Origin of the sequence: Streptomyces sp. NPDC058773, from assembly GCF_042746015.1 — a bacterium.
Classification (GTDB): domain Bacteria; phylum Actinomycetota; class Actinomycetes; order Streptomycetales; family Streptomycetaceae; genus Streptomyces.
Genome location: NZ_JBHYPE010000014.1, coordinates 71,929 through 92,964 on the forward strand (window position 1 = coordinate 71,929; position 21,036 = coordinate 92,964).

At 72.6% G+C, this 21,036-nt stretch carries 19 protein-coding genes; 16 read left to right on the top strand and 3 right to left on the bottom strand.

What is annotated here, in order from left to right:
• On the bottom strand, nucleotides 1-708 hold the full coding sequence (locus ACFW5B_RS15235; RefSeq protein WP_386438912.1) for a succinate dehydrogenase: 708 nt from the start codon (nucleotides 706-708) through the stop codon (nucleotides 1-3).
• Nucleotides 709-803: 95 nt separating this feature from the next.
• Here ACFW5B_RS15235 and ACFW5B_RS15240 point away from each other — a divergent pair, with 95 nt between their 5' ends.
• Nucleotides 804-1,703 carry a LysR family transcriptional regulator gene (locus ACFW5B_RS15240; protein WP_386438915.1) on the top strand — a complete coding sequence of 300 codons (900 nt, stop codon included), beginning with the start codon at nucleotides 804-806 and terminating at the stop codon, nucleotides 1,701-1,703.
• A gap of 75 nt (nucleotides 1,704-1,778) precedes the next feature.
• Nucleotides 1,779-2,411 carry a TIGR03085 family metal-binding protein gene (locus ACFW5B_RS15245; protein ID WP_386438918.1) on the top strand — a complete coding sequence of 211 codons (633 nt, stop codon included), beginning with the start codon at nucleotides 1,779-1,781 and terminating at the stop codon, nucleotides 2,409-2,411.
• Between the two features lie 33 nt (nucleotides 2,412-2,444).
• Here ACFW5B_RS15245 and ACFW5B_RS15250 read toward each other — a convergent pair whose 3' ends face one another.
• Nucleotides 2,445-2,582, bottom strand: a complete 138-nt coding sequence (locus tag ACFW5B_RS15250) for a hypothetical protein (RefSeq protein ID WP_386438921.1) — start codon at nucleotides 2,580-2,582, stop codon at nucleotides 2,445-2,447.
• A gap of 33 nt (nucleotides 2,583-2,615) precedes the next feature.
• On the opposite strand from ACFW5B_RS15250, the gene hisI reads away from it, so the two are divergent.
• The 11 genes from hisI (at nucleotide 2,616) to lgt (ending at nucleotide 12,107) form a co-directional block, all read left to right on the top strand.
• Nucleotides 2,616-3,005 carry a phosphoribosyl-AMP cyclohydrolase gene (hisI, locus tag ACFW5B_RS15255; RefSeq protein WP_386438924.1) on the top strand — a complete coding sequence of 130 codons (390 nt, stop codon included), beginning with the start codon at nucleotides 2,616-2,618 and terminating at the stop codon, nucleotides 3,003-3,005.
• 10 nt (nucleotides 3,006-3,015) lie between these two features.
• Entirely contained in the window at nucleotides 3,016-4,560 is a 1,545-nt protein-coding gene (locus tag ACFW5B_RS15260) for an anthranilate synthase component I (RefSeq protein ID WP_386438927.1), read from the top strand.
• Between the two features lie 55 nt (nucleotides 4,561-4,615).
• On the top strand, nucleotides 4,616-5,278 hold the full coding sequence (locus tag ACFW5B_RS15265; RefSeq protein WP_386438930.1) for a TIGR02234 family membrane protein: 663 nt from the start codon (nucleotides 4,616-4,618) through the stop codon (nucleotides 5,276-5,278).
• A gap of 85 nt (nucleotides 5,279-5,363) precedes the next feature.
• A complete protein-coding gene (locus ACFW5B_RS15270; protein ID WP_386438932.1) occupies nucleotides 5,364-5,615 on the top strand; it encodes an HGxxPAAW family protein in 252 nt (83 codons plus the stop codon).
• A 163-nt stretch (nucleotides 5,616-5,778) separates the two neighbouring features.
• Nucleotides 5,779-6,219 (top strand): DUF2752 domain-containing protein, encoded by a 441-nt coding sequence (locus ACFW5B_RS15275; protein WP_386438935.1) that lies wholly within the window; start codon nucleotides 5,779-5,781, stop codon nucleotides 6,217-6,219.
• Between the two features lie 182 nt (nucleotides 6,220-6,401).
• Nucleotides 6,402-7,211: an indole-3-glycerol phosphate synthase TrpC gene (gene trpC, locus ACFW5B_RS15280; RefSeq protein ID WP_386438938.1), complete on the top strand. Its 810-nt coding sequence runs from the start codon at nucleotides 6,402-6,404 to the stop codon at nucleotides 7,209-7,211.
• 22 nt (nucleotides 7,212-7,233) lie between these two features.
• Nucleotides 7,234-7,524 carry a tryptophan biosynthesis modulator TrpM gene (gene trpM / locus ACFW5B_RS15285; protein WP_386438941.1) on the top strand — a complete coding sequence of 97 codons (291 nt, stop codon included), beginning with the start codon at nucleotides 7,234-7,236 and terminating at the stop codon, nucleotides 7,522-7,524.
• A gap of 220 nt (nucleotides 7,525-7,744) precedes the next feature.
• The gene (trpB, locus tag ACFW5B_RS15290) at nucleotides 7,745-9,031 is read left to right on the top strand and encodes a tryptophan synthase subunit beta (RefSeq protein ID WP_386438944.1); all 1,287 of its coding nucleotides are present in this window, start codon (nucleotides 7,745-7,747) and stop codon (nucleotides 9,029-9,031) included.
• Nucleotides 9,028-9,846, top strand: coding sequence for a tryptophan synthase subunit alpha (trpA, locus tag ACFW5B_RS15295; RefSeq protein WP_386438946.1), 819 nt, complete (start codon nucleotides 9,028-9,030; stop codon nucleotides 9,844-9,846). The genes trpB and trpA overlap by 4 nt, the downstream gene beginning before the upstream one ends.
• A 91-nt stretch (nucleotides 9,847-9,937) precedes the next feature.
• Nucleotides 9,938-10,906, top strand: coding sequence for a DsbA family protein (locus ACFW5B_RS15300; RefSeq protein WP_386438949.1), 969 nt, complete (start codon nucleotides 9,938-9,940; stop codon nucleotides 10,904-10,906).
• Between the two features lie 130 nt (nucleotides 10,907-11,036).
• Nucleotides 11,037-12,107: a prolipoprotein diacylglyceryl transferase gene (gene lgt / locus ACFW5B_RS15305; RefSeq protein ID WP_386438952.1), complete on the top strand. Its 1,071-nt coding sequence runs from the start codon at nucleotides 11,037-11,039 to the stop codon at nucleotides 12,105-12,107.
• Nucleotides 12,108-12,224: 117 nt separating this feature from the next.
• On the opposite strand, the gene ACFW5B_RS15310 is transcribed toward lgt, so the two are convergent.
• Entirely contained in the window at nucleotides 12,225-13,529 is a 1,305-nt protein-coding gene (locus tag ACFW5B_RS15310) for an ADP-ribosylglycohydrolase family protein (protein ID WP_386438955.1), read from the bottom strand.
• A 363-nt stretch (nucleotides 13,530-13,892) separates the two neighbouring features.
• On the opposite strand from ACFW5B_RS15310, the gene ACFW5B_RS15315 reads away from it, so the two are divergent.
• From ACFW5B_RS15315 to ACFW5B_RS15325, 3 genes are all read left to right on the top strand, one after another.
• Nucleotides 13,893-14,624, top strand: a complete 732-nt coding sequence (locus tag ACFW5B_RS15315; RefSeq protein ID WP_386439120.1) for a VIT1/CCC1 transporter family protein — start codon at nucleotides 13,893-13,895, stop codon at nucleotides 14,622-14,624.
• A gap of 289 nt (nucleotides 14,625-14,913) precedes the next feature.
• Nucleotides 14,914-19,527 carry a glutamate synthase large subunit gene (gene gltB / locus ACFW5B_RS15320; RefSeq protein WP_386438958.1) on the top strand — a complete coding sequence of 1,538 codons (4,614 nt, stop codon included), beginning with the start codon at nucleotides 14,914-14,916 and terminating at the stop codon, nucleotides 19,525-19,527.
• A complete protein-coding gene (locus tag ACFW5B_RS15325; RefSeq protein ID WP_386438961.1) occupies nucleotides 19,520-20,980 on the top strand; it encodes a glutamate synthase subunit beta in 1,461 nt (486 codons plus the stop codon). Before gltB ends, ACFW5B_RS15325 begins: the two co-directional genes overlap by 8 nt.
• The last annotated feature ends 56 nt before the right edge of the window (nucleotides 20,981-21,036 follow it).

Consider the following 21,036-nt stretch of genomic DNA (forward strand, 5'->3'; position numbering starts at 1 on the left):
TCAGCTCACCACTCCGGTCATGACGGCGACGGGTACGGAGACGAAGCCCACGGTCAGCACCAGGGCGAGGGCGTTGGCGGTGGACTTCAGAAAGCGGTCGCGGGTGCGGCTGCCGGCGCCGAGGGTCTGCGCGGCGCTCCAGAAGCCGTGCCGGACGTGCAGCCCGAGCGCCAGCATCGCGACGACGTAGATGACGTTGCCGTACCAGGTCGAGAAGGTGTCGACGACGTTTTGGTACGGGTGGCCGGGCGAGAAGCCGCCGGGGTGCACCGTGCCCGTCGTCAGGTCGAGGACGTGCCACACGATGAACAGGCCGAGGATGATCCCGCCCCAGCGCATGGTGCGCGTCGCATAACTCGTCCGGGCCTTCCGGTGCACATACCTGCCGGGGCGCGCCCTGATGTCGCGGCGGCTGAGCTGGTACGCCGAGGCGGCGTGCGCCACGACCGCGGCGACCAGAACGGCACGGACCAGCCAGAGCGTCCACTCCTCGTGCATGAACGGCTCGCCGACCACCCGCAGCCAGTGCGCGTACCGGTCGAACGTCTCCGCCCCGAAGAAGATCTTGAGATTGCCGATCATGTGCACGACCAGGTAGAGCAGCATGATCAGCCCGCTCACGGCCATCACCGTCTTCTTGCCGACGGTCGAGCGCCACATCAGGCCCGCGAAGGACGGCCGTCGGTCCGTCCGGGTGTCCAGTGCCATGGGGCCCGACGCTAAGGACCGTGCCCGCCATCAGTCCAAGACATGATCCGGCTCATCTCCATAGGCAGCACCTATCGATGCCGTACGGTCGCCGCATGCAGTTGCAGCAGCTCCGCTACTTCACCGCCGTCGCCGACACCCGGCACTTCACCCGCGCCGCCGAGCGCGAACATGTCGCCCAGCCCTCCCTGTCGCAGCAGATCCGCTCCCTGGAACGGGAGTTGGGGGCCGAGCTCTTCCACCGAGCCCGCGGCCACATCACCCTCACCGACGCCGGCGAGACCCTGCTGCCGTTCGCCCGGCGCATCCTCGCCGACGCCGAGACCGCCCGCCGCGAGGTGCAGGAGGTCGCCCGGCTGCGCCGCGGCCGGCTCCGCCTCGGCGCCCCGCCCAGCCTCTGCGCCAGCCTCGTGCCCGATGTCCTGCGCGCCTTCCACGCCGACTACCCCGGCGTGGACCTGCTCGTCACCGAGGACGGCTCGCAGGACCTGGTCCGGGCGCTGGCCGACGGCGCCCTGGACCTGGCCCTGATCATCACCCCGCTCCCGGTCCAGGCCCCCGCCCTGGCCACCTCCGAGCTGCTGCGCGAGGAACTCGTCGTGGTCTCCGCCCCGGACCGGCCCGCACCCGTCGCCGGCCGCCGCACCCGCATCCGCGTCGAGGACCTGCGCGGTCGCCCCCTGGCCATGTTCCGCCGCGGCTACGACCTGCGGGAATTCACCACCGCGGCGTGCCGGGCGGCCGGCTTCGAACCGGCCTTCACCGTCGAGGGCGGCGAGATGGACGCGGTCCTCGGCTTCGTCCGCGCCGGGCTGGGCCTCGCCGTGGTCCCGAGCATGGTCGCCGCCCGCTCCGGCCTGCGGGTCACCCGCTTCTCGACGCCCGGGATGCACCGCGTGGTCTCCGTCGCCCACCGCGGCGACGTCTCCCCGCCGCGCGCCGCCCGGGAGCTCACCCGCATCCTGATGGCACAGGTGGCCGCGGACCCGGCCTGACCGGGACGGGCCGGCCGGGGGAGCGCCGGGCGCGGCTCCGTGGCAGGGGTGCCGGGCCGGTCGTAGGCTGGCCGCATGTCGACCCATGCGAAGCGTGAACGGCTCCTTCTCGCCGACCTGTTGGAGAGCGCCGGCCCCGAGGCGCCGACGCTGTGCGAGAACTGGAGCGCGCGGGACCTGGCCGCGCATGTGGTGGTGCGCGAGCGGCGCGCCGACGCGGCCGGCGGACTGCTCGTCAAGCCGCTGGCCGCCCGGCTGGAGCGGGTGCAGGCGGAGTTCGCCGGCAAGCCGTACGACGAGCTGATCCGGCTGATCAGGACCGGTCCGCCGCGGATGTCGCCGTTCGCCCTGAAGCAGATCGACGAGGCGTCCAACACCGTCGAGTTCTACGTCCACGCCGAGGACGTCCGGCGCGCCCGGCCGGACTGGGCCGCCCGCGAGCTGGACCCCGTGTTCGCCGACGCCCTGTGGTCCAGGATCGAGCGGATGGCCCGGGTACTGGGCCGGAAATCGCCGGTGGGACTGGTGCTGCGGCGGCCGGACGGGCGGACGGCGGTGGCCCACCGCGGCACCCCGGTGGTCACGGTCGTCGGCGAGCCGGGCGAACTGACGATGTTCGCCTTCGGCCGGCAGCAGGTGGCCGACGTGGAGCTGGACGGCGACAAGGACGCGATCGAGCTGCTGCGGGCGGCGAAGCTGGGCATGTGAGCCCGCAGCCCGTGCGCCCGCGGCCCGGCGGGCCTACGCGCGCAGCACCACCACCGCGAGCACCACGGCGACCAGCACCGCCGCCGCGAACACCCCGCCCAGCACCCGCGCCGCCACCCGCGCGGCGCGGTCCGGGTCCGGCGGCGGTGGCGGCGGCTGCTGATGATGCATGTCTGCAGGATGCCGCACGGCACAATGGACACCATGAGCAGTCGCGCCACCACCACGGACAGCACCCCCGCCCTCGACCCCGCCATCGCCGCCCGCCTCAAGCGCGGCGCCGACGGCCTGGTCCCGGCCATCGCCCAGCAGTACGACACCGGCGAGGTGCTGATGCTCGGCTGGATGGACGACGAGGCGCTGCGCCGCACGCTGGCCACCGGCCGCTGCACGTACTGGTCCCGCAGCCGCCAGGAGTACTGGGTCAAGGGCGACACCTCCGGCCACGTCCAGCACGTGAAGTCGGTGGCGCTGGACTGTGACGCCGACACCGTCCTGGTCCGGGTCGACCAGGTCGGCGCGGCCTGCCACACCGGCGACCGCACCTGCTTCGACGCGGACGTTCTTGTCACCCGGGACGGCCAGGACAAGTAGGCTCCGCGCCATGACCACGGGAACCACCGGCACCGCCCTTCCGGACCTCGACACCTTCCGCACCCTCGCCAAGGACCGGCGGGTCATCCCCGTCACCCGGCGCCTGCTCGCGGACGGCGACACACCGGTCGGGCTCTACCGCAAACTGGCCGCCGAGCGCCCCGGCACCTTCCTCCTGGAATCCGCCGAGAACGGCCGCACGTGGTCGCGCTACTCCTTCATCGGCGTCCGCAGCGCCGCCACCCTCACCACCCGTGACGGGCAGGCTCACTGGCTCGGCACCCCGCCCGTCGGCGTGCCCACCGAAGGCGACCCGCTCGCCGTGCTGCGCGCCGCCGTCGAAACCCTGCACACGCCCCGGGACCTCATCGAGGGCGAGGGGCTGCCGCCGTTCACCGGCGGCATGGTCGGCTACCTCGGCTACGACGTCGTGCGCCGCCTGGAGAAGGTCGGCGAGCGGACCGCCGACGACCTCCGGCTGCCCGAACTCACCATGCTGCTCACCTCCGACCTCGCCGTCCTCGACCACTGGAACGGCACCGTCCTGCTGATCGCCAACGCGATCAACCACAACGACCTCGACACCGGTATCGACGAGGCCTACGCGGACGCGGTGGCCCGCCTGGACACCATGGCCGACGACCTCGCCCGGCCCGCGCCCGCCGGCGCCGCCGCGCTGCCGCCGTCCGAGGTCCCGCCGTACACCGGCAAGTGGGGCGGCGCCGCCTTCCAGGACGCCGTCGAGGACATCAAGGAGCGCATCCGGGCCGGCGAGGCCTTCCAGGTCGTGCCCTCCCAGCGCTTCGAAACCCCGTGCACGGCGAGCGCGTTGGACGTCTACCGGGTGCTGCGGGCCACCAACCCCAGCCCGTACATGTACCTCTTCCGCTTCGAGGGCCCCGACGGCGGCGACGAGGGCGCCTTCGACGTGGTGGGTTCCAGCCCCGAGGCGCTGGTGAAGGTCGAGGACGGCCGCGCCATGGTCCACCCCATCGCCGGCACCCGCCCGCGCGGCGCGTCCGTCCAGGAGGACCAGGCCCTGGCGGACGAGCTGATGGCCGACCCCAAGGAGCGCGCCGAGCATCTGATGCTGGTCGACCTGGGCCGCAACGACCTGGGCCGGGTCTGCGAACCGGGCAGCGTCGAGGTCGTCGACTTCATGTCCGTCGAGCGCTACAGCCACGTCATGCACATCGTCTCGACGGTCACCGGCAAGGTCGCCGCGGGCCGCACCGCCTTCGACGTGCTCACCGCCTGCTTCCCCGCGGGCACCCTCTCCGGAGCCCCCAAGCCGCGCGCCCTCCAGATCATCGAGGAGCTGGAGCCGTCCCGGCGCGGGCTCTACGGCGGCTGCGTCGGCTACCTCGACTTCGCCGGCGACTCCGACACCGCCATCGCGATCCGCACCGCCCTGCTGCGCGACGGCACCGCCTACGTCCAGGCGGGCGCCGGAGTGGTCGCCGACTCCGACCCGGCGGCCGAGGACACGGAGTGCCGCAACAAGGCGGCCGCGGTACTGCGCGCGGTGCACACCGCCAGTCACCTGGGCAGGTAGCCCGCTCCACCCCCGCGCACCGGCCGCCGGCGGCCGGTGCGCGATAGTGGTACGCGTGAGTGCCGCATCCCAGACCCCCACCGACACCGTGCCGACGGGCGATTCCGCCGCCCCGGCCCGGCCCGCGCGCCGTGCGCACCGCAGCCTCGCGCTGGCGCTGCTGTCCGGCGCGGCCGGCGCCGGCCTGGCGCTGCTGGCCTCCGGCCGCACCTGGGCCGAGGGCTCCGCGGTGCTGGCCCAGGGCGCGCTGCCGCGCAGCGTCACCGGCGCCGATGTGACCGGCGTGCCCGGTGCGCTGGCCGTCGTCGGCCTGGCCGCGCTGGTCGCCGTCTTCGCGGTCCGCCGGGCCGGCCGGATCGCGGTCGCCGCCCTGCTCGCCCTCAGCGGCGTGGGCATCGCCGTCGCCGCCGTGCTGGGCAACTCCGACACCTCCGCGCTGCGCGAGAAGGCCGCCACCGCGGTCGGGCTGACCGGAACCGATGTGCATCACGTCACGCACACCGGCTGGCCGTGGGTGGCCGCGGCCGGCGGTCTGCTGCTGCTCGTCGCCGGGCTGCTGGCGCTGTCGTACGGGCGCCACTGGCCTGCGATGTCGGGCAAATACGAGCGGACGCCCGGTGGCGCACGCGGCCCGCGGCGGGCCCCGGCCCCGCCGGACCTGGACCGCCCCGACGAGATCTGGAAGTCCCTGGACCGCGGTGAGGACCCCACCCGGTAAAGGGGCTTGCCCCGCCATCGGTGACAATGGGCCGAGCGGATCATCGCGCCCCGACCCCGGCGCGACAGAGCATCGAGGAGCATTCATGTCGAGCAGTGGCCACGGACACACCCCCGCCGCCTGGACCGGCGTCATCATCTCGTTCATCGGCTTCTGTGTCGCCGGAGCCTTCATCGTCCTGGGCAGCGTGCCCGGCTTCTGGGCCGGCATGGCGCTGATCGGTCTCGGTGCCGTGGCGGGCGGCGCGCTCCACGTGGCCGGTTACGGCTCGGAGCCCAAGCGCTCGGCCAAGCCCCGCGCCCAGGCGCAGACTGCCGCCCAGCCGCAGGAGGGCTGAGCCCGCTCCCGTGGCGCCGGGGCCCGGCGCCACTGCCGCAGCACCCCTCGAAGGCGCCGCTTCCCGGCCCGTACGCACCGTGGTGCCGTACCCGCCGTCCGTGACCGTTCCGTACGGCGGCCGAGAAGCTGCGCCTTCGCGCGTCCGGCCGGACAATCGCCACGTGAACCACCCCACGGCCCGGCCCGATGCCTCCCCGCGCGGCGGTCTGCCGCGCCGGCTCGTGGCCCCCGTGGGCGCCCTGGCCGCCGCCACCGCAGCCTTCGCCGTCCTCGGCGCCGTCGACCCCAACGAGCCCGGCCACTACCCCGTGTGCCCGCTGCTGCACCTCACCGGCGTCTACTGCCCGGCCTGCGGCGGACTGCGCAGCGCCCATGCCGTCGCGCACGGCGACCTCGCCGCGGCGCTGGGCGCCAACGCGCTCGCGGTGGCCGGGTACGCCGTCTGCGCGGCCTTCTGGGCGCTCTGGCTGGCCAACGCGGTCCGTGGCCGCCGCACGGCGGGCCCGCGGCCGCGCGCCGTCCACTGGTGGGCGCTGGGCGGGCTGCTGCTGGTCTTCACGGTGGTCCGCAACCTGCCCTTCGGCAGCGCGCTGGCACCGTGACCCGGTGGCGGTACGGAACCGCCGCCTCCGGCCCCGCGGCATCCGGAAGAAGTCCAGGTCGTGGGATCGCGGTCCACCGGATGTGAGACCTGCATCGCTTGGCGGATACCATCGGAGTGCCGGATGGAACCACTCGTCCGGGTCACCGTCCACCGCCACCGCTCCCGAAGGAGGCCGCTCGCGTGAGTGTGCTCGACGAGATCATCGACGGCGTTCGCGCCGACCTCGCAGAGCGGCAGGCGCGCGTCGGCCTCGACGAACTCAAGGAGCGGGCCCGCAAGGCGCGCCCCGCGAAGGACGGCGTCGCCGCCCTCAAGGGCGAGAACGTCACGGTGATCTGCGAGGTCAAGCGCTCCAGCCCCTCCAAGGGCGCGCTGGCCGCGATCGCCGACCCGGCCGGTCTGGCCGCCGACTACGAGGCGGGCGGCGCGGCCGTCATCTCCGTCCTCACCGAGCAGCGCAAGTTCGGCGGTTCGCTGGCCGACCTGGAAGCCGTCCGCGCCAAGGTCGACATCCCCGTCCTGCGCAAGGACTTCATCGTCACCGCCTACCAGCTGTGGGAGGCCCGCGCCTACGGTGCCGACCTCGCGCTGCTGATCGTCTCCGCGCTGGAGCAGGAGGCGCTGGTCTCGCTGATCGAGCGCGCCGAGTCGATCGGACTGACGCCGCTGGTCGAGGTGCACGACGAGGAAGAGGTCGCCCGCGCGGTCGACGCCGGCGCCCGGATCATCGGCGTCAACGCCCGCAATCTGAAGACCCTGGAGGTCGACCGCGGCAACTTCGCCCGGGTCGCCCCCGAGATCCCCGACCACATCGTCAAGATCGCCGAGTCCGGGGTGCGCGGACCGCACGACCTGATCGCGTACGCCAACGACGGCGCGGACGCGGTGCTGGTCGGCGAGTCGCTGGTCACCGGCAAGGACCCGAAGACCGCGGTCTCCGACCTGGTCGCCGCGGGCTCCCACCCGGCGATCCGGCACGGCCGGTCCTGAGCGCCCGGGACGGCACACCGACATGACCGCCACCGCCGCAGGCATCCGCCGAGAGACCCGGGCACCGCACCCGGGTCCGGCCGGTGCGCGCGCCGGGGCGGCCACCCTCCGCGTCCCCGGCCCGCTGCCCGTGCGCGGCTTTCCGTCCGCGCCGCGCCGGAGCACCGGCCCGCAGCGCTGTGCGCTGCCGCCGTGGCACCGGGGCTGCCGGGCGCCCGCCCGCCGGGTCCACGGGCGCCGGGTCAGGTATCACATCGGTTCGGAACCGGGACAGATCAACGGCAGGCGATGGCGAACGGGGCCCGCGCGCTGACGCGCCGGCCCCCGGCCGGCGCCGGCCGGCCCCCCGGCACGGCGGTCCACTGACCGTCCGCCGGGGCCGTCCCGCCACGACCGCCGGACCACGCCCGCCCGCAGAACCGGACACCCCGGCCCTGCGGCGGCGTTCCCGCGCGGTGCGCGCCGCCTACCGTGATGCCCATCCCGCCACCACCGGACTTCCGGGGCAGCCGCCCCGGCGAGGAGTGCGTCTGATGTCCTCCGATTTCTTCCTTCCCGATCCCGAGGGACAGGTGCCGAACCCCGAAGGCTACTTCGGTGCGTTCGGCGGCAAGTTCATCCCCGAGGCGCTGGTCGCCGCGGTCGACGAGGTCGCCGCCGAGTACGAGAAGGCCAAGGGCGACCCCGCCTTCGCGGCCGAGCTCAACGACCTGATGGTCCACTACACCGGGCGCCCCAGCGCGCTCACCGAGGTCCCGCGGTTCGCCGGACACGCCGGCGGGGCCCGGGTGTTCCTCAAGCGCGAGGACCTCAACCACACCGGCTCGCACAAGATCAACAACGTGCTGGGCCAGGCGCTGCTCACCAAGCGGATGGGCAAGACCCGGGTCATCGCCGAGACCGGCGCCGGCCAGCACGGCGTCGCCACCGCCACCGCCTGCGCCCTGTTCGGCCTCGACTGCACCATCTACATGGGCGAGATCGACACCCAGCGGCAGGCCCTCAACGTCGCCCGGATGCGGATGCTCGGCGCCGAGGTCATCGCCGTGAAGTCCGGCAGCCGCACCCTCAAGGACGCCATCAACGAGGCCTTCCGCGACTGGGTCGCCAACGTCGACCACACCCACTACCTCTTCGGGACCGTCGCCGGACCGCACCCCTTCCCCGCGATGGTGCGCGACTTCCACCGCGTCATCGGCGTCGAGGCGCGCCGCCAGATCCTGGAGCGGGCCGGCCGTCTGCCGGACGCCGCGGTCGCCTGTGTCGGCGGCGGCTCCAACGCCATCGGCCTCTTCCACGCCTTCATCCCGGACGCCGGGGTGCGGCTGGTCGGCTGCGAGCCCGCGGGCCACGGCATCGAGACCGGCGAGCACGCGGCCACGCTGAGCGCCGGTGAGCCGGGCATCCTGCACGGCTCGCGGAGTTACGTCCTCCAGGACGACGAGGGCCAGATCACCGAGCCGTACTCCATCTCGGCCGGTCTCGACTACCCGGGCATCGGGCCCGAGCATGCCTTCCTCAAGGACAGCGGCCGCGGGGAGTACCGCGCCGTCACCGACGACGCCGCGATGCAGGCGCTGCGCCTGCTCTCCCGCACCGAGGGCATCATCCCCGCCATCGAGAGCGCCCACGCCCTCGCCGGGGCCCTGGAGCTCGGCAGGGAACTCGGGAAGGACGGGCTGATCGTCGTCAACCTGTCCGGGCGCGGCGACAAGGACATGGACACCGCAGCCCGCTACTTCGGCCTGTACGACACCGACGCCGCCGTCGAGGCGGACACCGACACCGCCGGCGCGGAGATCGAAGGGGACGCCAAGTGAGCGGCAACATCCAGCTGTTGAGCGACACCCTCGCCGCTGCCAAGGCGGAGGGCCGGTCCGCGCTCATCGCCTACCTCCCGGCCGGGTTCCCGACCGTCGACGGCGGCATCGAGGCGGCCAAGGCCGTCTTCGACGGCGGCGCGGACGTGGTGGAGATCGGGCTGCCGCACAGCGACCCGGTCCTCGACGGTCCGGTCATCCAGACCGCCGACGACATCGCCCTGCGCGGCGGCGTGAAGATCGCCGACGTCATGCGGACGGTGCGCGAGGTGCACGAGGCCACCGGCAAGCCGGTGCTCGTGATGACCTACTGGAACCCGATCGACCGCTACGGCATCGCGCGCTTCACCGCCGAGCTCGCCGAGGCGGGCGGCGCCGGCTGCATCCTGCCCGACCTGCCCGTCCAGGAGTCCGCGACCTGGCGGGAGCACGCCGACAAGCACGGTCTCGCCACCGTCTTCGTCGTCGCCCCCAGCAGCAAGGACGCCCGGCTCGCCGAGATCACCGCGGCCGGCTCCGGCTTCGTCTACGCCGCCTCGCTGATGGGCGTCACGGGCACCCGCGAGTCGGTGGGCGAGCAGGCACAGGACCTGGTGCGGCGCACCAAGGCCACCACCGCGCTGCCGGTCTGCGTCGGCCTCGGGGTCTCCAACGCCGAACAGGCCGCCGAGGTGGCCCGGTTCGCGGACGGGGTGATCGTCGGCTCAGCGTTCGTCAAGCTGCTGCTGGCCGCGGACGGCGATCTGACGGCCGGTCTCGCCGGGGTCCGCACCCTGGCGGGCGACCTGGCCGAGGGCGTGCGCAAGCACTCCTAGGAGCCCTTGCGGCCCGGCCGCCGTCCCTCGATAGGGCGAACATCGGGGCGGAGGGGTGCGTCGGCACCCCTCCGCTTCGTTGTCCAGGGGCGTGAGCCAGAAGAACCATGAGGGTAAGAAATCCGCCCGCGAGCGACTCCAGGAAGAGCGGGCGAGGGAGAAGGCGCGCGCCCGGCGCGGCCGCCAGGCGATCGTCGCCGGGGCGGTGGTGGCGGCGCTGGCGGTGGCCGGCGGCATCGCCGTCTGGGCCTCGTCGTCATCCGAGGAACCCGCCGCCAACGACAACGAGGTCGCCGTCCCGAAGCGGGCCAGCGACGGCGCCAAGCCCGCCGTCCCGGTAGGCACCGCCAACGCCCCTTCCACACTCACGGTGTGGGAGGACTTCCGCTGCCCCGCCTGCCGGCAGTTCGAGACCGGCTTCCGCCCGGTCATCCATGAGCTGGAGGACGCCGGCCGGCTCAAGAGCGAGTACCACCTCGTCACCATCATCGACGGCAACGCCGGCGGCCAGGGTTCCCGCAACGCCGCCAACGCCGCCCTGTGCGCGCAGGACGCCGGGAAGTTCCGCGCGTACCACGACGTCCTCTACTCCCACCAGCCGCCCGAGCCGCAGGACAAGTTCGCCGACAAGCAGTACCTCCTCCAACTGGCCGGCAAGGTCAAGGGGTTGGTGACCCCCGCCTTCACACGGTGCGTCAACGACGGCACCTACAACCGCTTCGTGCAGAAGTCCAGCGACGCCTTCGCCTCCTCCGGATTCCGCGGCACCCCGACCGTCCTGCTCAACGGCAAGGACCTGGCCAAGGAGAAGGGCGGACAGTTCAGCCCGGCGGACCTGAAGAAGATGGTGCTGGAAGCGGGCAAGGCCGAGCAGCCGGGGAAGCAGAGCGCCGCACCCCACTCGGGCGCCTCGTCGCAGGGCCGGCACGCCGGACGGAGCGCCTCGCCCCAGGCGCAGCCGACGACGGGCAAGCACGCCGCGCCGCAAGGGGAGCCGAGGGGGCGGAGCGCCGCGCCACCGGCGGGCCTGACCGACGGGAGCGCCGCGCCCTCGTCCTGAACGGGCGGGCCCGGGACGCCACGGCCGCTGCGGACACACAGCGTCTCGGCGTGACTACGGCGTCGTTACGCAGCCGTAGCCGGGCCGGGTTGCCGCCGACCCCGCCCGGCGCGGTAGCGTCGTCCCTGCCATGGACCTCGCATTCATTCCCAGCCCGTCGGTCGGCGTCGTGCATCTCGGCCCGATCCCGCTGCGCGGCTACGCGTTCTGCATCATCATCGGCGTCTTCGTCGGCGTCTGGCTCGGCAACAAGCGCTGGGTACAGCGCGGTGGCCGCTCCGGCACCGTCGCGGACATCGCCGTATGGGCCGTGCCCTTCGGGCTGATCGGCGGCCGTCTCTACCACGTCATCACGACGTACGAGCCGTACTTCGGCCCGAACGGCCACCCGCTCGACGCCTTCAAGGTGTGGGAGGGCGGCCTCGGTATCTGGGGCGCGGTGGCGCTCGGCGCGGTCGGCGCCTGGATCGGCTGCCGCCGCCGCGGCATCCCGCTCCCCGCGTACGCCGACGCGCTGGCCCCCGGTCTGGCCCTCGGGCAGGCGATCGGCCGCTGGGGCAACTGGTTCAACCAGGAGCTGTACGGCAAGCCGACCGATGTGCCGTGGGCGCTGGAGATCAGCTCCGACCCGGCGATCGGCCGCGTCGGCGGCACCTACCACCCGACCTTCCTCTACGAGTGCCTGTGGTGCATCGGCGTCGCGGCGCTGGTCATGTGGGCCGACAAGCGCTTCCGGCTCGGCCACGGACGGGCCTTCGCCCTGTACGTCGCCGCCTACTGCGCGGGCCGCGCCTGGATCGAGTACATGCGCGTCGACGAGGCGCACCACATCCTGGGCCTGCGGCTGAACGTCTGGACCGCGCTGATCGTCCTGGTCCTGGCCGTCGCCTACTTCGTGATCTCCGCCAAGAAGGCACCCGGCCGCGAAGCGGTCGTCGAACCGGGCGCGCAGGACGAGGCGGACGCCGACGGCGCGGAAACCGCCGAGGACGGCAAGGTCTCGGTCGAGAAGCCGGCGGCGAAGGCCACGGACGATGCCGCGGCGGACGACGCGGCCGACGGTGCGGCGGAGACCGGCGACGCCGGTTTTGCGAAGCCCGCGGCGGAGGACGAGCCCGGCGACCGCAAGGCCGAGGACGCCGCCGACGAGCCCACCGCGGACGCCAAGCCCGCCGGCAGCGGCAGCACCAAGAAGTCCTGAGGCGGCCCCGGCCGCCGAACGCGCCGGGCGGACCCGATGAGACGGGTCCGCCCGGCGCCGTTGTCCGGGGGCGGAGTCCGGGCGGGTCGCCCCGCCCGGCACGGTCCCGCCCCGTCGTCACCGTTCGGCGGCCTCCGCCATCGCCGGGATGGCCGAGATCGCGGTGAAGGCCTGCTCATGGGTGCGGGCCCGCGCGCGGTCACGGGTGAAGATCTCGCGGGCGACGGTGGCCAGCGCGGTCCCGGGGGCCTGGAGATCCAGGCGGCTGGCGCGGGCGACCTCCGTGCTCCACTCGGCGGGCACCGCCGCCGCGCCGCGCAGGGCGCCGACCAGCGCGCCGCTCATCGCGGCGATCGATGCGCAGTCGCGCCCGTAGTTGACCGCGCCGAGGACCGTGGACCGGTAGTCGCCGCCGCCGAGCAGCAACAGGCCCAGGGCGATGGGCAGTTCCTCGACGGCGTGCAGCCGGGAGGGCCGCCGGGCGCCCAGCGACGGGTTGCGGTGTTCCGGGCCGACCGTGTCGAAGGGGGCGACGGCCGCGCGCAGCGGGCGCAGCGCCGAATCGGGGCCGTCGACCGAGGACGCCGCTTCGCAGACCGCCTCGATCGCGGCCCGGGTGCCGTCCTTGGCGAGCCGCAGCGCCTGGACGAGGACCGAGGACGGGGTGGCGTCCGGGATGAACGCGGCGGCCACCGCCGCGGCGAACACCCCCGCCGCCTCCCGCCCGTACGAGGACTGATGGGCGCCGGCGATGTCCAGTGCCTCGGCGTAGGCCCGGTCCGGATTGCCGGCGTTGACGATGCCGACCGGCGCCATGTACATCGCCGCACCGCAGTTGACGATGTTGCCCACGCCCGCCTCGCGCGGGTCCGCGTGCCCGTAGTGCAGCCGCGCCACGATCCACTTCTCGGCGAGGAAGATCCGCTGCACCGGCAGCGCCTCGGCCTCCAGCTCCGGAATCCAGCGCGGGGTGCCGATCAGGTCCGGTACCAGGTGGTCGGCGATGTCGTAGGCGTCGAGGTGATCGCGCACCGCCTCGTAGACCCGCACCAGCGCATGGGTCATCAGGGTGTCGTCGCCGACGTGCCCGTTGCCCTTGTGGTAGGGCGCGAGCGGCCGGGCGGTGCGCCAGTCGTCGTGGAACGGGCCGACGATGCCCTCGACCCGGCCGCCGTGCCGCTGTGCGATCTCCTCGGGGGTCCGGCCCTCCACCGGCCCGCCGAGCGCATCGCCGACGGCGGCGCCCACCAGGGCGCCGGTGGCCCGGTCCTCCAGCGACGGGGGGACGGGGGCCGCCGGGGGCGCCGGAGGCACGGGCGACGGCTTGGCGACCGGGGTGACGGGGGCGGTCGTCATGATCCGGGTGGCCTGCGGGTCGGGGGTGGGCGCCGCGGCCGGGGGCTGCTCGCTTGCGTAGGTCATGTGCGGGGGAGTCCTTCCACGGTGGGGGAGGGGGCGGGAGCCGGCGGGGCGCCGGTCCCGGCCGCGGACCGCTGCGCTGTATCCGTGCCACGCGGCGGCCCGGCTCTCCTGTCCCGGGCGGCAGGGTCACCCGGTCGACTCCGCCGGACGGCCCCGGAGCGGTGCGTCCGGATGGCCCCGCAGCGCCGTGTGACCCGGATCTCACGGCCGGGCTCGCGGAAAAACCGCAGGTCAGCGCGGTAAGTTCGGCCTTCCTTGCTAGCGGCGGAGGGCAATTCCCGCATAACTTCGAAGCGTTGGAGGGGGAAGTGCCGCCATCGGCCCACACCTCGCTCGCAGGGAGTAGGTACCGATATGTCCGTCATGGAGATCATGGACGCCGCGGCGCCCACGCATGTGGCCCACCGTGACAACCACACCCACCGCGATGTGAACGGCGGCTGGCTGCGCCCCGCCGTCTTCGGCGCGATGGACGGGCTGGTCTCGAACGTCGCCCTGATGACGGGCGCCGCCGGCGGCGCGCTGTCGCAGCAGGCGATCATCATCACCGGCCTCGCGGGCCTGGCGGCCGGTGCCTTCTCGATGGCGGCGGGGGAGTACACCTCGGTGGCCTCGCAGCGTGAGCTGGTGCAGGCCGAGCTGGACATCGAGCGCGCCGAGCTGCGCAAGCACCCGAAGGACGAGCTGCAGGAGCTGGCGGCCCTCTATGTGTCGCGCGGGGTCGAGCCGGCGCTCGCCCGACAGGTCGCCGAGCAGCTCTCCAAGGACCCGGAGCAGGCCCTGGAGATCCACGCCCGGGAGGAGCTGGGCATCGACCCCTCCGACCTTCCGTCGCCCGCCGTCGCCGCGGTCTCCTCCTTCGGCTCGTTCGCGCTGGGCGCGCTGACGCCGGTCCTGCCGTACCTGCTGGGGGCCTCCGCGATCTGGCCGGCGGTGCTGTTCGCGCTGGTCGGGCTGTTCGTCTGCGGGGCGGTCGTGGCACGGGTGACGGCGCGCTCCTGGTGGTTCAGCGGGCTGCGGCAGCTGGCCCTCGGCGGCGCCGCGGCGGGTGTGACCTACGTCCTGGGAGCATTGTTCGGAACCGTCGTAGGGTGACGTGTCATACGGGTGACTGCATAATTACAGCGTTACCCAACGGTTTCGGTTTGTTGACGGCCGGGCATAAGGCCCAGGCGTCGCGAGCAATGTCGCTCGCCGAATACCGCCTTGTTGGACGGCCTCGTTTCCGTCCGCGTACTGACTCACCGCAGGTGCGGTGTCCGCATGTTGGAAGCCCCTTTTCGCTTTTTGAGAAGGGAGTCATCCTGTAACCTGCACGAAATTTCGCGGAGGGCCAACGTCGTCCCTCGGCAACGCCTATGCCACGACGACGTTGGGAGAGCCGATGCGTTTCGCGTCCACGCACTCCGTGACCAGCAGCAGCGCCGACGCCGCCGCTTGGTCGCCCATGGACGGCCGCCCTGCCCGCCAGGGGATGTACGACCCCCGCAATGAGCACGACGCCTGTGGCGTCGGCTTTGTGGCCACCCTCACCGGCGAGGCCAGCCACGCACTGGTCGAGCAGGCGCTGACCGTCCTGACGAATCTGGAGCACCGCGGTGCCACCGGCTCCGAGCCCGACTCGGGCGACGGCGCCGGCATCCTGCTCCAGGTGCCGGACGCGTTTCTGCGCGAGAACGTCACCTTCGAGCTCCCCGAGGCCGGCGCCTACGCCGTCGGTATCGCCTTCCTGCCGTCCGACGCCCGGGAAGCGGCCGAGGCCGTCTCGCGCATCGAGACGATCGCCGCCGAAGAGGGCCTGGACGTCACCGGCTGGCGTGTGGTCCCGGTCGCCCCGCAGCTGCTGGGCAACGGCGCCCGCGCCACCATGCCGGCCTTCTCCCAGCTCTTCGTGAGCGACGGGGTGAACACCGGCCTGGCGCTGGACCGCAAGGCCTTCGCGCTGCGCAAGCGCGCCGAGCGGGAGGCCGGGGTCTACTTCCCCTCGCTGTCCGCCCGGACGATCGTCTACAAGGGCATGCTGACCACCGGCCAGCTGGAGCCCTTCTTCCCGGACCTGTCCGACCGCCGCTTCGCCACCGCCATCGCGCTGGTCCACTCGCGGTTCTCCACCAACACCTTCCCGAGCTGGCCGCTGGCCCACCCGTACCGCTTCGTCGCGCACAACGGCGAGATCAACACGGTCAAGGGCAACCGCAACTGGATGCGCGCCCGCGAGTCGCAGCTCGCCACCAAGCTCTTCGGTGCGGACAACGCCGAGCAGCTCGACCGGCTGTTCCCGGTCTGCACCCCGGACGCCTCCGACTCCGCGTCCTTCGACGAGGTCCTGGAGCTGCTCCACCTCGGCGGCCGCTCGCTGCCGCACTCCGTGCTGATGATGGTCCCCGAGGCGTGGGAGAACTCCTCCTCCATGGACCCGGCCCGGCGCGCCTTCTACCAGTACCACTCCACGATGATGGAGCCCTGGGACGGCCCGGCCTGTGTCACCTTCACCGACGGCACCCAGGTCGGCGCGGTCCTGGACCGCAACGGTCTGCGCCCCGGCCGCTACTGGGTCACCGACGACGGCCTGGTCGTGCTCTCCTCCGAGGTCGGCGTCCTGGACATCGACCCCGCCAAGGTCGTCCGCAAGGGCCGCCTGCAGCCCGGCCGGATGTTCCTGGTGGACACCGCCGAGCACCGGATCATCGAAGACGACGAGATCAAGGCGCAGCTCGCCGCCGAGCAGCCCTACCAGGAGTGGCTGGACTCCGGTCTGATCGAGCTGGCCGACCTGCCCGAGCGTGAGCACATCGTGCACACCCACGCCTCGGTCACCCGCCGCCAGCAGACCTTCGGCTACACCGAGGAGGAGCTGCGGGTCATCCTCGCCCCGATGGCGAAGGCCGGCGCCGAGCCGATCGGCTCGATGGGCACCGACTCGCCGATCGCCGCGCTCTCCGAGCGTCCCCGGCTGCTCTTCGACTACTTCACCCAGCTCTTCGCGCAGGTCACCAACCCGCCGCTGGACGCCATCCGCGAGGAACTGGTCACCTCGCTGATCTCCTCGCTCGGCCCCCAGGGCAACCTCCTGGAGCCGACCGCGGCCTCCTGCCGCAGCGTGACCCTGCCGTTCCCGGTCATCGACAACGACGAGCTGGCCAAGCTCGTGCACATCAACGCCGACGGCGACATGCCCGGCATGAAGGCCGTGACCCTCTCCGGTCTCTACCGGGTCTCCGGCGGCGGCGAGTCGCTGGCCGCCCGGATCGAGGAGATCTGCGCCGAGGCGGACGCCGCCATCGACGACGGCGCCCGGCTGATCGTGCTCTCCGACCGGCACTCCGACGCCGAGCACGCGCCGATCCCGTCGCTGCTGCTCACCGCCGCGGTCCACCACCACCTCATCGGCACCAAGGAGCGCACCCAGGTCGGTCTGCTCGTCGAGGCCGGCGATGTGCGCGAGGTGCACCACGTCGCGCTGCTCATCGGCTTCGGTGCCGCGGCCGTCAACCCCTACCTGGCCATGGAGTCGGTCGAGGACCTGGTCCGGGCCGGCACCTTCCTGCCCGGCGTCGAGGCCGAGACGGCCATCAAGAACCTCATCAAGGCGCTCGGCAAGGGCGTCCTGAAGGTCATGTCCAAGATGGGCATCTCGACCGTCGCCTCCTACCGCGGCGCGCAGGTCTTCGAGGCCGTCGGCCTGGACGAGGAGTTCGTCGAGAAGTACTTCCACGGCACCGCCACCAAGATCGGCGGCGCCGGCCTGGACGTCATCGCCAAGGAGGTCGCGGCCCGGCACGCCAAGGCCTACCCGGCCTCCGGCATCGCCTCCGCGCACCGTGCGCTGGAGATCGGCGGCGAGTACCAGTGGCGCCGCGAGGGCGAGCCGCACCTCTTCGACCCGGACACCGTCTTCCGGCTCCAGCACTCCACCCGCGCCCGCCGCTACGACATCTTCAAGCAGTACACGGACCGGGTGAACGAGCAGTCCGAGCGGCTGATGACGCTGCGCGGCCTGTTCTCCTTCGCCTCCGACCGCCCCTCGATCCCGATCGAGGAGGTCGAGCCGGCGTCCGAGATCGTCAAGCGCTTCTCCACCGGCGCCATGTCGTACGGCTCCATCTCCCAGGAGGCGCACGAGACCCTCGCCATCGCCATGAACCAGCTGGGCGGCAAGTCCAACACCGGTGAGGGCGGCGAGGACCCCGAGCGGCTCTACGACCCGGCGCGCCGTTCGTCCATCAAGCAGGTCGCTTCCGGCCGCTTCGGTGTGACGTCCGAGTACCTGGTCAACTCCGACGACATCCAGATCAAGATGGCCCAGGGCGCCAAGCCCGGTGAGGGCGGTCAGCTGCCCGGCCACAAGGTCTACCCGTGGGTCGCCAAGACCCGGCACTCCACCCCGGGCGTCGGCCTGATCTCCCCGCCGCCGCACCACGACATCTACTCCATCGAGGACCTGGCTCAGCTGATCCACGACCTCAAGAACGCCAACCCGCAGGCCCGCATCCACGTGAAGCTGGTCTCCGAGGTCGGCGTCGGCACGGTCGCCGCGGGTGTCTCCAAGGCGCACGCGGACGTGGTCCTGATCTCCGGCCACGACGGCGGAACGGGTGCCTCCCCGCTGACCTCCCTCAAGCACGCGGGCGGTCCCTGGGAGCTGGGCCTGGCCGAGACCCAGCAGACGCTGCTGCTCAACGGCCTGCGCGACCGGATCGTGGTGCAGACCGACGGCCAGCTCAAGACCGGCCGCGATGTCGTGATCGCCGCCCTGCTGGGCGCCGAGGAGTTCGGCTTCGCGACCGCACCGCTGGTCGTCTCCGGCTGCGTCATGATGCGCGTCTGCCACCTGGACACCTGCCCGGTCGGCATCGCCACCCAGAACCCGACGCTGCGCGAGCGGTTCAGCGGCAAGGCCGAGTACGTCGTCAACTTCTTCCAGTTCATCGCCGAGGAGGTCCGTGAGCTCCTCGCCGAGCTGGGCTTCCGCAGCCTCGACGAGGCCATCGGCCACGCCGAGCTGCTGAACACCTCCCGCGCGGTGGACCACTGGAAGGCGCAGGGCCTGGACCTGGCCCCGCTGCTGCACGTGCCCGAGCTGGCCGAGGGCGCCGTGCGCCACCAGGTCATCGAGCAGGACCACGGCCTGGCGAAGGCGCTCGACAACGAGCTGATCAAGCTCGCCGCCGACGCGCTGTCCGCGGACACCGCCGAGGCCGCCCAGCCGGTGCGGGCCCAGGTCGCGATCCGGAACATCAACCGGACCGTCGGCACCATGCTCGGCCACGAGGTCACCAAGAAGTTCGGTGGCGCGGGCCTGCCCGACGACACCGTCGACATCACCTTCACCGGCTCGGCCGGCCAGTCCTTCGGCGCGTTCCTGCCGCGCGGCGTCACGCTGCGCCTGGAGGGCGATGCCAACGACTACGTCGGCAAGGGCCTCTCCGGCGGCCGGGTCGTGGTCCGCCCGGACCGCGGCGCGGACCACCTCGCCGAGTACTCCACCATCGCGGGCAACACCCTCGCCTACGGCGCCACCGGCGGCGAGCTGTACCTGCGCGGCCGGGTCGGCGAGCGCTTCTGCGTCCGCAACTCCGGTGCCACGGTGGTCTCCGAGGGCGTCGGCGACCACGGCTGTGAGTACATGACCGGCGGCAACGCCGTCGTCCTGGGCGAGACGGGCCGCAACTTCGCGGCCGGTATGTCCGGCGGCTTCGCCTACGTCATCGACCTCGACAAGGCCAACGTCAACAAGGAGCTCGTCGACGCGGTCCACACGCTGGACGACGCCGACAAGCAGTGGCTGCACGACGTGGTGCGCCGCCACCAGGAGGAGACCGGCTCCACCGTCGCCGAAAAGCTCCTCGCCGACTGGGATGCCGCGGCCGCGCGCTTCAGCAAGGTCATCCCGCCCATTTACAAGGCAGTGCTCGCCGCCAAGGACGCCGCTGAGCAGGCCGGGCTCTCCGAGTCCGAGACCCACGAGAAGATGATGGAGGCGGCGACCAATGGCTGACCCCAAGGGCTTCCTGAACCACGAGCGCGAGATCGCCAAGACCCGCCCCGTCGAGGAGCGTGTCAAGGACTGGAACGAGGTCTACCAGCCCGGCTCCCTGCTGCCGATCATCAGCAAGCAGGCGTCGCGCTGCATGGACTGCGGTATCCCGTTCTGCCACAACGGCTGCCCGCTCGGAAACCTCATCCCCGAGTGGAACGACTACGCCTACCGCGAGGACTGGACCGAGGCCAGCGAGCGGCTGCACGCGACCAACAACTTCCCGGAGTTCACCGGCCGGCTGTGCCCCGCGCCCTGTGAGGCCGCCTGTGTGCTGGGCATCAACCAGCCGCCGGTGACCATCAAGAACGTCGAGGTCTCCATCATCGACAAGGCGTGGGACAACGGGGACGTCACCCCGCAGCCGCCCGAGCGCCTCTCCGGCAAGACCGTCGCCGTCATCGGCTCCGGCCCGGCCGGCCTGGCCGCCGCCCAGCAGCTGACCCGGGCCGGCCACACCGTCGCCGTCTACGAGCGCGCGGACCGTATCGGCGGCCTTCTCCGCTACGGGATCCCCGAGTTCAAGATGGAGAAGCGCCACATCAACCGCCGCATCGAGCAGATGCGCGCGGAGGGCACCAAGTTCCGTACGGAGGTGGAGATCGGCCGCGACCTCGACGCGAAGAAGCTGCGCAAGCGCTACGACGCCGTCGTCATCGCCGCCGGTGCCACCACCTCCCGCGACCTGCCGGTGCCCGGCCGCGAGCTGAACGGCATCCACTTCGCGATGGAGTACCTCCCGCTCGCCAACAAGGTGCAGGAGGGTGACCTGACCGTCGCCCCGATCACCGCCGAGGGCAAGCACGTCGTCGTCATCGGCGGCGGCGACACCGGCGCGGACTGCGTCGGCACCGCCCACCGCCAGGGCGCGGCCTCCGTCACCCAGCTGGAGATCATGCCCCAGCCCGGTGAGGAGCGGAACGCCAACCAGCCCTGGCCGACCTTCCCGATGCTCTACAAGGTCACCTCCGCGCACGAGGAGGGCGGCGAGCGGGTCTACTCCGTCTCCACCACCCACTTCGAGGGCGACGAGGACGGCAACGTCCAGTGGCTGCACCTGACCGAGGTGGAGTTCAAGGACGGCCGGCCGACGCCGAAGCCCGGCACCGAGCGGAAGATCCCGGCCCAGCTGGTCACCCTCGCGATGGGCTTCACCGGCACCGACCGGGAGAACGGCCTGGTCGAGCAGTTCGGCCTGGAGCTCGACGAGCGCGGCAATGTCGCGCGCGACGCCGACTTCGCCACCAACGTCCCCGGTGTGTATGTCGCCGGTGACGCCGGGCGCGGCCAGTCCCTGATCGTGTGGGCCATCGCCGAGGGCCGTTCCGCGGCCAAGGGCGTGGACCGCTTCCTGACCGGAGTCAGCGCCCTGCCGGCTCCCATCAAGCCGACGGACCGGGCACTGACCGTGTGACCGACCGTCCCCCGATGTCCCGTACAACGTCGTGCGGAACAACCGCGGCGCCTGCC

Excerpts from the sequence above, each read along its gene's own strand:
- ACFW5B_RS15235 (WP_386438912.1), bottom strand. The coding sequence starts at position 708 with ATGGCACTGGACACCCGGACGGACCGACGGCCGTCCTTCGCGGGCCTG.
- ACFW5B_RS15240 (WP_386438915.1), top strand. The coding sequence starts at position 804 with ATGCAGTTGCAGCAGCTCCGCTACTTCACCGCCGTCGCCGACACCCGG.
- ACFW5B_RS15245 (WP_386438918.1), top strand. The coding sequence starts at position 1,779 with ATGTCGACCCATGCGAAGCGTGAACGGCTCCTTCTCGCCGACCTGTTG.
- ACFW5B_RS15250 (WP_386438921.1), bottom strand. The coding sequence starts at position 2,582 with ATGCATCATCAGCAGCCGCCGCCACCGCCGCCGGACCCGGACCGCGCC.
- hisI (WP_386438924.1), top strand. The coding sequence starts at position 2,616 with ATGAGCAGTCGCGCCACCACCACGGACAGCACCCCCGCCCTCGACCCC.
- ACFW5B_RS15260 (WP_386438927.1), top strand. The coding sequence starts at position 3,016 with ATGACCACGGGAACCACCGGCACCGCCCTTCCGGACCTCGACACCTTC.
- ACFW5B_RS15270 (WP_386438932.1), top strand. The coding sequence starts at position 5,364 with ATGTCGAGCAGTGGCCACGGACACACCCCCGCCGCCTGGACCGGCGTC.
- trpM (WP_386438941.1), top strand. The coding sequence starts at position 7,234 with ATGACCGCCACCGCCGCAGGCATCCGCCGAGAGACCCGGGCACCGCAC.
- trpB (WP_386438944.1), top strand. The coding sequence starts at position 7,745 with ATGTCCTCCGATTTCTTCCTTCCCGATCCCGAGGGACAGGTGCCGAAC.
- lgt (WP_386438952.1), top strand. The coding sequence starts at position 11,037 with ATGGACCTCGCATTCATTCCCAGCCCGTCGGTCGGCGTCGTGCATCTC.
- ACFW5B_RS15310 (WP_386438955.1), bottom strand. The coding sequence starts at position 13,529 with ATGACCTACGCAAGCGAGCAGCCCCCGGCCGCGGCGCCCACCCCCGAC.
- ACFW5B_RS15315 (WP_386439120.1), top strand. The coding sequence starts at position 13,893 with ATGGAGATCATGGACGCCGCGGCGCCCACGCATGTGGCCCACCGTGAC.
- gltB (WP_386438958.1), top strand. The coding sequence starts at position 14,914 with ATGCGTTTCGCGTCCACGCACTCCGTGACCAGCAGCAGCGCCGACGCC.
- ACFW5B_RS15325 (WP_386438961.1), top strand. The coding sequence starts at position 19,520 with ATGGCTGACCCCAAGGGCTTCCTGAACCACGAGCGCGAGATCGCCAAG.